The sequence below is a fragment of the Nibrella viscosa genome, assembly GCF_039541875.1.
GTDB lineage: Bacteria > Bacteroidota > Bacteroidia > Cytophagales > Spirosomataceae > Nibrella > Nibrella viscosa.
This window is the reverse complement of record NZ_BAABHB010000002.1, coordinates 553,924-566,473: the sequence shown is the minus strand read 5'-3', so window position 1 is coordinate 566,473 and position 12,550 is coordinate 553,924. Positions and strand designations below refer to the sequence as shown.

Below are 12,550 nucleotides of genomic sequence, written 5' to 3'. Positions count from 1 at the left end.
TAGGGTTAATCAAAACCGGTCAACGAAGTCGGAACCGACCAGAACCGGTTCGTGAGCGATCTGGCCATACCCGCCAGTTCGGTTGCAAAGGCCTCCGAAACATCGCCGTATCGGATCAGCACCAATTTATACATTTCCAGCGTCCGGTCGTCTTCGTTCAGTGAGAAAAGCAGGGGGCACAGGTGGATGGTATCGCTGGTAATGAACAGAAAATACCGGTAGTAACCGGTTGTATTATCGTCGCAGTGCCGCTCGCATTCGAACGACAGCGCCGATTTCATCCGGTTATAGATCCGGTCGTAGGCCGCCTTGGCCCGCCGGACGTGCGCCGGAGTTGTACCGCCGAGGTGCCGGTTCTGTAGATCCTGCCATTGAGACAGCATATCGGGCCGCTGATCGTCGGTCAGCACCTGCGCGTTGCGGTTCCAGCGCTCAAATTGAGCAATGGAGCGCCGGGCCGGTATGGCCTGCCGGTCGGAACAATCGCTGGTACTGTCGCGGGGAGCCGTGCCGGCCTGGGCCGTACCCGCCCCGAGTTCGACGCAGAGATATTCGTAGGAAGCCGCATTGGTCAGGGCTTCAATGGGCGAGGTAATGGCGTAATAACGATCGCTCCGGTAGGCCCGGTCGGTAATGTGGGTAAGGCCGGTAAGCGTATGCGCCATTTCGTGAACCAGGGAGGAAGCCTGCCAGCTGGCGGAGCCATCAAAAAAACTGGGGCAGAACACCAGCAGATTACCTGTCACATAGGCACCCGCCGAACTGCAACTGGTATCGGTAGCCGTACGGCACTCGACCCGCAGGTCCGGCCGGGTCAGGATTTCGGTGTTGATGCGGTTGAGTACCCGGCGGACCCGGCCGGCTGTTTCTGCCGTTGAGGAATGAAAATGCCGCTCCAGCGCTGCCTGAACACCGGGTTCGCGGGTCGGATTGCTGATAAACGCATCGAGCCGTCGCAGGCTGGTCTGGAGCCAGGTGGTGGCCTGCCGGACGGCGGGTTCGATTTCCCGGTGCTGATCGAGTGAGCAGGCGCCCGGCACATTGTCGACCGTAACCTCGACCTGCGTCTGCCGCTGAATCTGCCGCTGTACCGTACCGCTCTGCTGCACAACATGGGTCAGTTCGTGGGCCAGCAGTTTCCGGCCTGCAGGCGATTGGCTGTCGTACTGGCCGCTGTTGAAAAAAATATCCTGTCCGTAAGTAAAGGCATGGGCGTTGAGCTGGCGGCTGAACAGCACGGCCCGACTGTCGGTATGTAAGCGCACCCTACCAAAGTCAGCCCCGAACGCGCGCTCCATCTGGCGACGGGTGTGATCCGGCAACGCTGACCCCTGTCCGCGGGCGCTGTCCAGCTGACTTTTCAGGGCAAACGAACCGGCCACGGGCGTACCCGCTGCGTTTTCTTTACGGTGCACCGTCTGTTCTTTTTCCTCCTTTTCACACTCGGCACACTTCCGTTGAACAGCGGGCTGCATAAACGTTCCACTGTTTGGCAACGCAGTGGTTCGGCCACTTCCTGCCACCCGTTCGGCTACCGCATCGGCTTCGCGCTCGGCCGCATCGCCAGGCTGGCTGATGGGCAGAGCCGGCCGGGGAGCAATGAAGGAGTCGCCGGGTTTAGTACCCTGCGCGACCGGCTTTCTGTAAAGCGGCTGTTTCATATCAAAAACCTGTTTCCGTAAACACGTACATAATTGGGTGATCGTCTAAAACCAGTTGGGTGAACGATAGCCCCGTAAATGCCTGTAGCCAGTCGAGCAGCTGCGCTTCGACCGACGATGTATGTATGGTTGTCATTTCGCCCTCCTGTACAATCAGATCGCCACGCTGCATACTGAAATGGCGGACGCGCCGACCGCCTTGAAAATGCGCCAGTCCGTAGCTGTCGGTGATGCCATCCAGGTAAAACACCAGACTTTCTACCTCGTGACTCAGCAGCAGCAACCGCTCGTCGGCGGGGTAAACCGTATCGGCCTCGTAGCTGTGGTTATAAGGCAACCGGTTATCATGCACCAGCGTAACGCTCCCAACAATACCGATGGCGGTCGGCTCAAACGTGCTATCGATCACGGTCGAAAACCGCACCCGTTCGTCGGTGAACCGTTTGTCGATACCCAGCCGGTTCAGGGCCAGAACAGGGTCTCCGCCAAAGTCATTTTTCAGGTAAATTCCGCCAAATTTCCAGGCCATAGTGTCGTACGTTACTTTGGAACCAGAACAGCTTCTTCAAATAGTTTATACATAACGTTATCCCGGTTGGCGGCAAAAAGAGCATCCACCTCAGCATTCTCGAAGAACCGCAGCGTTTTAATTTTGGCCTTGTCCTGCAACAGCGGGTAAACAGATGCCTGATTTTTGCTCAGGCTAGCTGCCATAGACTTCATCTCCACCACCAGCATTTCGCTGCCTTTTACAGCTACGATATCGGCCTTGGCTATGGTTACGCCGTCGGTCAGTTTGACCTCCCGGAAAACCTTATATCCCTGCTGTTCCAGCATCCGGGCATGCACCGTGGTCCAGAGTTCACCGATGATGAGATTCTTGATCGACTGCGATATGGATGCATTTTCGACAATATTCTTCAGAACTTTCCAGCGGGTATAGTCGACAGCGCCGTTGGTAGCTACGGTATTGGCCAGATCAATCCCGCGTCCCTGTTTGATCACCTGCGCGTACGCTTCGCTGCCCGCGTCTTCGGCCCCTTTTCTGAATTTATCCGATACGCTGATGGCCCCGTCTTCGGCCACTTCGGCGCTTTCGCCCCATACCCGCTTAGCCAGTTTCGTATACGCGTTTTTATCGGCCATGGCCGCAGCCACATCGGCCGCAAACGACTTCGATCGGCTCACCGCTTCGAGTGCCTCCTTATAGGTCAGCTGACCCGGCTGGCTTTCCAGAATCCGGACCAGTTTATCCAGATCGCCTTTGCCGCCCGCCCCGGCCTGCCGGATGAGTTCGGCCCACTCGGCTTTAGTGCCGCCGACTTTCTGGGTCAGAAAATACAGGTTATTGACAAAGCCGGTCTGGTTTCGGTTAGCCTGGATCAGGTTTTGCAGGCCCTCCATGCCGAACTTTGAAATGAGGGAGTCGGCTTTCTGGAGGCCAGGGTACGTAAACAAAGCTTTTTCGATGTCGGACGGTCTGGTATGCCGGGCTATTTCATCGAGCAGAAATTCGGCTGTTCGGAACAGGCCCTTATCGCTGCTTTCCAGGCCGCTGAGCAGAGCCGGCAGGTTTTGCATTTTAACCTTATTGTCGAGCTGCAGCACGCCCACCAGGTCGCCCAGCAGGTTCTCGGTCCGGGTGGTGGTAGCGCCCCCATTGGCAACGATCGTCTTCAGAATATTGTTGAGCTGAGCAGACGGCATACCGAGCGATACGGCAGCCTCTGCCATGGCCTTCATGCCGTCGGTAACCGATACGCCTTTCGGGAAGATCACCTCGGCACCTTTTGCCGCCTTGATGGCTTCGTCGAAATTGGTTTCCAGCTTTGCAATGGCCGCTTCGAGCGTTTTTTCCGTAGCGCGGTTCTGGTAAATGAAATTGTTGACTCTGGCCAGCTCATCGCCCGACTTCCCGGCGAGTAGTTTGGTCAGCCGTGTGATCTGATCGGGAGTGGCCGACGGCGGAAAACAGGGTGACGCGCACTTTTTGAGTGCCAGCACCGCCAGCGGATTCTCGGCCAGGGCTCTCCGCAGCACATCGTCGGCTACCAGCCGTTCCAGGGTTGCCTTATCGGTCAGGGGGCCAATCCGGATGAGGTCATCCATAATTTTGCCCACTTTGTCCGGGTTAGCCCTGGTTACCTCCTCCATGATTTTCAGGTAGTCGGCACGCCCCGGCAGGTTGACGGCCGCTTCCCACAGCATCCGGCGGGTACGGGCATTTTGCATCAGACTGGTCAGCGCCAGATACTCGCTCTGCAATTGCAGCGTACCGCCGAGGGCAGCAATCTCTTTGGCCATGCGCTCCTGGGCAATGCCCAGGTCGTTGGTCAGCCCCAGCACATCGCGTTGCAGGGCAACCTCCAGCGACCGCTGCAGCGAAGGAGGCAAGCGTTTGGCGTTCAGCGCTTCTACCAGCAGCGGCTCAATCTCCCGCAGAATATACTTGTTCTTGATGAGGTTGCTCATCTGGGCAAACTCCGGCCCGAAGCGCTCGGTCAGCACCACGCCTTTCCGGAAGAACGTATCAAGACCACTCTGTTTGAGGTGTTCGGCAAAGCTGAGCGTTTTACCTGCCGAAGCCGCTTCCCATTCAACAAAGAGTTTGGCAATTTTGGCCGGATCTCCGCTGTCGAGCAGGGCTTTCTGGACTCTGAGGTCGGTCAGGATCGTCTTGGTCAGTTGGGCATTGCCGGCCAGTTTACCCACCTCAATGAGCCGCATCACCTCGGGCAGCTCACTCAGGGCTTTTTTGCCCACCCCGGCGTACATACCCACCACCGTCTTCATCAACTCTTCCGACAGCCCCAGTTTAGCCAGTTTCGTAAAGGCTTTGGCAAGGCCGGGTTCTTTGAGAGCGTCGGCCATGAACCGCAGAGCAAACGGACTATCTTTCAGGACGGTCAGAATCCTGCTGTGTTCGGCGTAGTGTACCCAGTCAATTTCGGTCAGGGCTTTCTCCAGCCGTTCGATTCGGCGGCCAATCGCCACGGCCTCTTTGCTGCCGGCCTTGAGGGCGGCCTGTTCGAGTTTACTGGCGGCTATCTCGGCTTCGACGGCACCCTGTACGCCTTTGGCCAGTTCTACCCCCTCTTTGACGGCTTTTACCACTTTTACCGCCTGGAACGCATCCAGCCCAACGCCTACCAGGCTGACCACAAACCAGAAGTACGAGGGCTTATCGTGCATGAGCGCCATAGCCTCTTCATCAACAGCCGTTTCGGAGGCTTCGCGCTTCATCTTGATCTCCTGGTAGGTCTGGTAGGCATCGTAAGCACCGTAGGCCAGGCTGGCTCCCAGCGCAATCCAGCCTACCGGGCCTGATACGAGCGCGAGCAACCCCAGCCCAATGCCCAGGGCTGCTTTGAACACGGTTTTCCAGAAGCCCTGATCCTTATGGGCTTTGTAGGCATCGGTAATAAGGTTGTCCAGGACGGTGCCGTCGATGATTCCCAACTCAGCCTTGGCCTGGGCAATAACGGGCGGCATCTCCCAGAGCAATTCCACATTGCCCCGGATGCGCTCACGGGTATTGGCAATGTTCTGCATGACACCATCGCCGGAGGTACGTGTACCGATGATCTCCTTAATATCGTCGCGCAGAGCCGTATCCGCTTTTGTCACATATGATGGGCCTTTATCCCGAACGTTGAATTTGGGGTTACCCAGAATCGGGAAGCGTTCGCTGTTTTCTTTCAGGTAGGTAAAGGCGGTGGCTTCTTCGTCGAACAGTTTCGCGTAATACGGGTTTTTGGTCGATTTTTCTTTGACGTTTTTCTGCCAGGTACTGTTCAGAATGGCTTCGTAGGCCGCTCCGTTACACCCCATATCGTCGCAATATTCGTTAGCCAGAACGTAGTCACTGCGGGTTTTGTACCTGTTAATGTCTTTGCCGTCCGTTTCTTCGTAGCTGACGCCCTGCATCAGGTAGGTCTCGGCGTTGGCGTAATACTGATTCAGTTGGCTGATGGCGTCTTTCAGTCGTTTAAGTTCGTCGGCGTTTTCGTAGTGCTGGTATTCGACACTGGCTTTAGCTTCGTTCCGGGCCAGCAGCTGGAAGGCAATCATGGCCGCATATTGCAGGAAAGTCTTAACAAACTGCTCATTCTTCGCCGTGTACTCGTCGATGCTTTTGTAGCCCAGCCGCCTGAGTTCGCGGTCGCGGGCTTCCCTTTTGGCGGTAAGTTTTTTGGTAACGGAATCGAGTGCATCGGCCAGACTGGCAGGTACCGACCCCTCAATCATAATAATTACCGACTGAATATCGTCACGCTCTTTTTCCAGGGCTTTTACTTCTTTCTGAAGCTGGTACAGATCGGTAGTTGGCTGGAGTTCGAGCGCCTGCTCAATAATCTGATCGGACAGTTGCTGGGCCGACATCCCGCCGGAACTCCCGTTGGGTTTGCCCATGATCTGCTCATAGCTAGCCTTGGCGACGCCGTTTATGATATACCCCTTCGCTACGTCGTCCAGGGTCACATCCTGGTAGCTAATCCAGTGCCAGTTATTTTTGATGAGGCTTTCGGCTTCATTTTTCGACAGCGGCATAGCCGTCATAATCGACCGGATGAGCATATCGTGCCGGATGGCATCCGCTTTCGACGGGTCCGACGGGATATCGGCGCTGGTAACGGGCACCATCACTGCGATCACATTGGCGGCATAATAGCTCTGGGAGGTCCTCACATGCCGGTCAAGCCGCTGATCCAGCAACCGGAGGGTAATCTGCCCCACCACCCCGTCAATATCTTTCCCTTCCAGGCCGGAGTCCATCTGAAACTGCTGAACGGCCTTGCGCGTATCCTCGCCGAAAACACCCGTAACCTCTTTTTCGGTTTTTACTTTCGCCACGGCATAGTCGCTGCCCAGGGTATAGTTCAGGCTCAGCAAGGCACTCTGTATGTATTTGACGTACAGGCCCCGGTCGCCTTTTTCAATGACGAAGCTGGGACTGGCGTTCACCAGGTTAAGTTGCGGAATTCCCTGAAACAGGCGGGATTGCAGCGGAGGAGCCTGCTGGCTGATGGAGGTAACCAGCCGATTGACCCGCTTCAGCATATCCGGATTAAGACCCGCCGTGTCGATTGCTGAATTCTGCACATAAACCCCGGCTACCCCCAGCAGCGCGTTAAGCGTCGGGCTGGCCCTGAAATCCGGCTCCAGCATACCGGTGATATTCTCCTCCGGAAATTTCTCTTTCAGCAATTCATGGAGTTTTTCCTGCAGTTCATACACCCGGGTCGCGTAGGCGTTGGGATGCGAGCCGGGGTAGATTCCTTCTTCCTGAAAAAGATTAAAGAATTTGTAGCCCTGATACCAACTGTCCAGATTGGCGGCTTTAGCTACCTCATACGCCTTCTTCCCCCCCATTAGCGCTTCGTAAAAGGCGGGTTCGTCGGGTTTGGCCTTCCGCATCACGCGCCGGACGGCTCCGGTACTCTGCTGAAGGGTATGCGTCAGTTCGTGAGCCAGCAGCCAGCGGCCACTGTTGGTCTGGGGCTGGTATTCGCCCCGGTTGAAGTGAATGGACTGCCCGTGCGTAAAAGCCCGCGCCCGGATGGCATCAGAGGCCTGATTCGCCTGCGTGTCGGTATGAATCCGAACCCCGGACAGATCGGACCCGAACCGTGCCTCCATGAACGAGCGGGTCGTTTTATCCATGGGCACCCCACCCAGGCGGCTACTTTGCAGGTAGCTATCCAGTTGAAAGCCCGCCGACATGCCACTACCGTCGGGTTTACGCTGTACCACTTGCGGATGCGCTTCTTCCTCCTCGCAATGCCGGCACTTGAGCATCAGGTGAGTAACCCCGGCCATCGGCTTGGCCTGAATAATGTTCATCCGCTCTTCCTCTTCGTCGAGGGGCTGCCGCATGATGGGTAGCCAGTCTGCCAGCCCACCGGGTAGTTCTTTGGCCTGAATCTCCGGCTTTTCCTTTTCTTCTTCCTCACAGGCTGCGCATTTCGGCATAATCCCCGGTATAGAGCCGGAGGTTGGCGGATCGGTGGGATCGCCGGCGGGTGGCGCTTTGGGCAATGGAGAGGGCATACGCATCACCTGGTCGGCAGTGGCATCGGCTTCCCGTTCGAACTCATCGCCGGGCTGACTAAGGCTTAATTTGGCCTGAACAGCGGGCGGCACAAACGATGGCTCGGCCGCTGCCGGTTCCGTAAGCCGGCCGGGGGCTACGAACGGGGTCGTGGCGCGCCGTACGGGAGCGGGCTTATGGCCTGAGTATCGTTGTCTGACCCGGTTCATTCGTACGTAATTAACGTTAGGAAATATCCGTTTTCAAGAGTTTCCTGTCCTGTTTTTTAACTGTCTCATCCATCTGGATAAACAGAGCCGTGTGAATCATTATTTGCCGGAAAGAATAGCGGCACTGATTGGCTTACCCGTGCTGAAAACCTGAGCCGTTCGCCCATTGTTGGCTACCGAGACAGTAGCACTGACAATGGTGCCTTTCCAGACATTTCCTGGTTTTGTGCCCGTTCGACTGTCGATTCGAATACTCAGGAACGTGATAGCTAACACTGAAGTACTGGCTTTCGTATAGGCATACGCATGAACAATACCCCGAATGGGCGTTGAGGCAAAATCCTTATCGCCGGTGGCTACCAGCGTAGTGCCACCCACTTTAATACTGTCCCAACCCTTATACTTCTGGATGTACTCTATCATTTGCCGGGTAAACTCCGATAGCGTAATATCCCCATCTTTCGTCCCTGCCTGCTGACCTGCTGGCTCCTCAACATCGCTGGTTTCACCTTCTTTGCCCTCGTCACCGGTCTTGCCGTCGCTTCCCGGTGTGGGTTGCGGTTTTGGATTGCGGAGTGTCTGAATAGCCTGGTTCAGTCGCTGCATGATCGTATCCAGGTCTTCGCCTGCAACGGGCTTCAACTGAGCGATAAGCTTTTTGGCTTCTTCCACGCTTAAGTCGCCGGGAACGGTTTGCAGGTATCGCAAAATAACCTCATCGGTCACTTTCGGACCGTTGCCGGAGGTGCCTATCATTGCCTTAAACAACTCGCGGGCCGGGGCTGAGGTCGTATTGAACTGCTCCTGAACCGTGGCCGATACCTTCGGAAATTTCTCCTGTCCCGGAGGGGCCGGGGTAGTTGATGGCGCGGTGCCGGTTATGGGGGCACTACCAGTGTCCTTATCACCGGGGGTTGTAGCCGCTCCACTACGTTTCTTCTCAATGGCCGCTTTGAGTTGTTCAACTGTCGGTGCGTTGGTAGGCGTGTCGGATCCGGAACCCGTCATCGACATCAGTATCCGTAAGTCTTCTTCTGAAAACTTGTCAAGATTTTTATTAATTGTGTCAAGCACTTTCTTGTTCAGCGCTTCCTGAGCCGCCGTCATATCGCCCGACTTGGCAGCATCTTCAATGATTTTCTTTAATTCAGGATCGTTTTTAATGACATCCTGCAATTCTTTAGGAACAGGTGTTCCATTGGCCTCGGCGGCTTTAAACAGGGTTTCCAGAGGGTCTTCGCCCGGTCCGGGGCTGGCATAAACGCGGTCGGGATAGGCAAGTAGTACCAGCAAACTGGCGGCTGCTGAGGCTATGGCTACCGGTGGAAACCGCTTGATCAGTGCTTTACCCCCTATATACGCTGCCGCTGTCAATAAAGCAGCCCCAACGCCAACCGGAACCAGGGGAGGAACTTTTATCGGTTCATCAGGAACGCGCTTCGAATCGGGCACTTTGACATCTTTCGGCACGGGCACCGGTACGTAAACCGGAGGTGGGTCGGGCGCTGTGGTACACTTACAAATTTTAACCAACTCTTTGTAGTCGGGAATACACCAGTAGGTATATACCCCAGCCACGGCCGGATCAACGAACAACGATTGAGTAGCTGGGCAGGGGGGCGGGGCCAGCGTCGGAAAGGGAATTGCCTGAATGGGCGGGGGAAGGTTTAGAAAGCCCACCTCCATACCCAAAGCTTCGAGTTGTTTTTTATACCAGAGAATGTCGGAAGCTCCCTGGGCGGGACCGTTTGCACTGGCCGGTTTTATTTCGGCGATATTAATTTTATCTGTTCGTTCCAGTTCGGCCAGGTCCAGCCGCCCGTTTTCTTCGTCGTTCGGACCGGGGAGCAGCACCGGCAATAAATGCTCTCTTACCAGATAAGGATAGCGGGTCTGAAACGCTTGTTGAATCAGTCTGTGGGCTTCAATGCCAACAGCTTTGGGCGTTCCGTAGCATAGTCCGCATCCGCCCGCCGGTGAGCCGGGCAGGCGCTGAATGCGTTTTCGGCGGAGTTTGCTTCCCTGCTGTACTACGTGGGTCAGTTCGTGAGCCAGCAGCCGTTGCCCGTCCGACGACGCGGGATTGTATTTGCCGGAATTGAAATATATATCATTTCCGTAGGTAAATGCCTGGGCGTTTATCGATTGCGATAACTGTACGGCCTGCGAATCGGTATGGAGACGTACGGCCGAAAAATCGTACTGAAACGCCGATTCCATGCTGGTGCGAAGGCCAGATTTTAATTGAAACCCTGACCCGCCCGCATGGCTTACCTGGTCGGATAATGACGCCCCCGCCACCGGTTCTGTTCCATTAGCTTCTTTACGTTGCAGATTTTCTTCCTTTTCGCAGTCGGCACATTTCCGCTGAATCCTCGACGGAGCCGACAATTCCGGTTGACTGACGTGCCGTAAAGCCCGTTCGGCCATCGCATCGGCTTCCCGTTCGTACTCGTCGTCGGGGCTGCCGATTTCTAGTTTAGGTTGCACAATTGCCGGACCAAAGAAAGTTGGTGTGGGCGAAGCCGAAGTTCCCTGTGAACCCAAAAAAAACCTTTTCTCCCCCTGTAGGTGTGGCGACAAGCCGCTGGAATGGTTTTTCTCGACCTGTTTCATGGTTCACAATGTGTAAATTGTTTGCTCATTGCCTCACGCTACGTCTACGGTATATCCGTCCTCAAGAGTTTCCGGTCCTGTTTTTTAAACGCCTGTGACATTTGCCCTTTTGCCCCCGCATCTTCGTAAAAAACATCTACGCTGGTCGGGTAGGGCGACGCATAGGCGTCGGCGAGGGCCATGCTGTATAGTTTCTTAATGGCTTCTCCTTTCTTGTCGTCAGGTTTGGTATCCGCCAGACCGGGGTTCAGGATGTTTTTGTTGTTGATAATGTAGTACTGGTTGCTTTGACGAACGAGCGCGGCCACGTGGGCCGCCCGCGCACTATCGGCCCCGGTGGGTACAATGGCCAGGTAGCCGATGGGCTCAAAGCCGGCGCTGGTAAACAGCCGCATGGCGTAGGTGGCAAACACGTCGCAATCGGCTTCGAGCCGCTGCTTCGAGGGTTCACCCGGCACCAGATGACTGATTTTACCTTCCAGGTCGGGTTCTACGTCGCGGTCGTGGGGAATGTGGTAGAAGAAAATATCGGCGATGTTGCGGTACAGCTCAACCATATCCGCCGGCTTACCGGCATAGGCTCCCTGCGCGGCCGTAGCAATGTTCTGGTTGTTGGATTCCAGCCAGTTTCTCAGGGTAGGTGCGTCAAATTTGGCCGGGGGTGCTATCGTAATCTTCTGCCCTTTGGCCAGATCGATCAGGAACCGGACGTAATATTTCTGCTTGTAGGTATATACCCACGGCATATCGTTCTTCATCCGTTCGGTATTGTAGTCGTTCACCGATTTTCCGCTTGGGATCAGGGCCTGGAGCAGTTCCGCCCCTTCGTAGCCAGGCTCCACAAAATAAGGATGCTTCAGTACCTTAAACAGCAGGTCGGGCGAGCCAACCTGACTGGCCATCATGGCATCAGAGATGGCCACCCGAATGGCCGGATTGAACATCAGCACCTGCGCAATGGCTTTCACAATGGACTCTTTGTCTCCGTATTGTTTAATCAGAACACCCAGGATAGCCCTGGTTCGGGCGGCATCAAGGCTTTTGAGCGGACTGGCATTACCGTCGGTGAGTGTTTGCACGATCGGAACGCTGGCGGGGTCGGTTACGCCCGTGCTCTGGGCCATCACGATGGTTTCGAGGTCGCCGGCGGATGCGGCCGATGGTGTTTTCAGCACCGTCTCGAAGAGCATCTTTTTTTTCTCGTCGCTCAACCCACTCGCCTGCGCCATGGCCGGCCCCACAAAACCAGCCTGCACCAGCGCATCGAGCACACCAAAGCCCCGACTGTCGGCCTGCCCCTGCACATCGGTCGACTTGCTGGTATTTTTAATCTGAAAGAGCCACCGCGCCACCACTTCGGCCTTCTCAAACTTCTGCTGCCACTCCGCTACCGCTGCTGCTTTCGCTGGTTTGGCAAGCGGCATATACGTAGTCGGATCGAAGACCAGACTATACACAAAATCCCAGAGATCCTGGGGATCGCCTTTACTGACCTTCCGATTTTCCCGGGTAGCCCATGCCTGAAAGTCAGCGTCGACATCAGCGTCACTGACTTTTCGGTCAATCCGGGCGGGGCCGCTCCGCTGTTGCCCGGCGTGAACTAATTCATGAGCCAGCAGTTTACGACCTTCAGCCGTTTGGGGCGCGTAGCGGCCTTCGGCAAAGTAAATATCCTGACCAACTGTAAAAGCCTCGGCATTGAGCGCCCGGCTCAGGTCGGCAGCCTGCCCGTCGGTATGCAGCCGTACCCCAGACAGATCGCTGCCCAAGCGAGCCTGTAGTTGAAAGCCTGACGACGTTACCTGTTCGGCTACGGCATCGGCTTCGTGTTCGTGCGCATCGCCGGGCCGGCTGATGTCCAGGGCCGGGCCGGCGACTGATGGGCTAAAAAACGGCTCCGCAGCCGGGTGCAGCCGGGGTGCCACAAAGGGTAACTCCTCTGGTACGGCCGGAGTATCGGCTTTTGGTTTTCGATACCGCTTTGCTCGTCTGGACATAGGCGTTTCCGATCA

5 protein-coding genes are annotated in these 12,550 nt (G+C 55.9%); all 5 read right to left on the bottom strand.

Annotated elements, in window-relative coordinates; translation table 11 throughout:
* Nucleotides 1-5: 5 nt before the first annotated feature.
* Nucleotides 6-1,661 carry an eCIS core domain-containing M35 family metalloendopeptidase gene (locus tag ABD931_RS06880; RefSeq protein ID WP_345265309.1) on the bottom strand — a complete coding sequence of 552 codons (1,656 nt, stop codon included), beginning with the start codon at nt 1,659-1,661 and terminating at the stop codon, nt 6-8.
* Between the two features lies 1 nt (nt 1,662).
* Nucleotides 1,663-2,190 carry a hypothetical protein gene (locus ABD931_RS06875; protein ID WP_345265307.1) on the bottom strand — a complete coding sequence of 176 codons (528 nt, stop codon included), beginning with the start codon at nt 2,188-2,190 and terminating at the stop codon, nt 1,663-1,665.
* Nucleotides 2,191-2,201: 11 nt separating this feature from the next.
* The gene (locus ABD931_RS06870) at nt 2,202-7,922 is read right to left on the bottom strand and encodes an eCIS core domain-containing protein (RefSeq protein WP_345265305.1); all 5,721 of its coding nucleotides are present in this window, start codon (nt 7,920-7,922) and stop codon (nt 2,202-2,204) included.
* A 99-nt stretch (nt 7,923-8,021) separates the two neighbouring features.
* Complete coding sequence (locus tag ABD931_RS06865) at nt 8,022-10,538, bottom strand: eCIS core domain-containing protein (RefSeq protein ID WP_345265303.1); 2,517 nt, start codon at nt 10,536-10,538, stop codon at nt 8,022-8,024.
* A 44-nt stretch (nt 10,539-10,582) separates the two neighbouring features.
* The gene (locus ABD931_RS06860) at nt 10,583-12,535 is read right to left on the bottom strand and encodes an eCIS core domain-containing protein (protein WP_345265301.1); all 1,953 of its coding nucleotides are present in this window, start codon (nt 12,533-12,535) and stop codon (nt 10,583-10,585) included.
* Nucleotides 12,536-12,550 lie beyond the last annotated feature (15 nt).

Bases quoted from the DNA above. Each gene is read 5' to 3' on its own strand.
- ABD931_RS06880 (WP_345265309.1), bottom strand. From the start codon at position 1,661: ATGAAACAGCCGCTTTACAGAAAGCCGGTCGCGCAGGGTACTAAACCC.
- ABD931_RS06875 (WP_345265307.1), bottom strand. From the start codon at position 2,190: ATGGCCTGGAAATTTGGCGGAATTTACCTGAAAAATGACTTTGGCGGA.
- ABD931_RS06870 (WP_345265305.1), bottom strand. From the start codon at position 7,922: ATGAACCGGGTCAGACAACGATACTCAGGCCATAAGCCCGCTCCCGTA.
- ABD931_RS06865 (WP_345265303.1), bottom strand. From the start codon at position 10,538: ATGAAACAGGTCGAGAAAAACCATTCCAGCGGCTTGTCGCCACACCTA.
- ABD931_RS06860 (WP_345265301.1), bottom strand. From the start codon at position 12,535: ATGTCCAGACGAGCAAAGCGGTATCGAAAACCAAAAGCCGATACTCCG.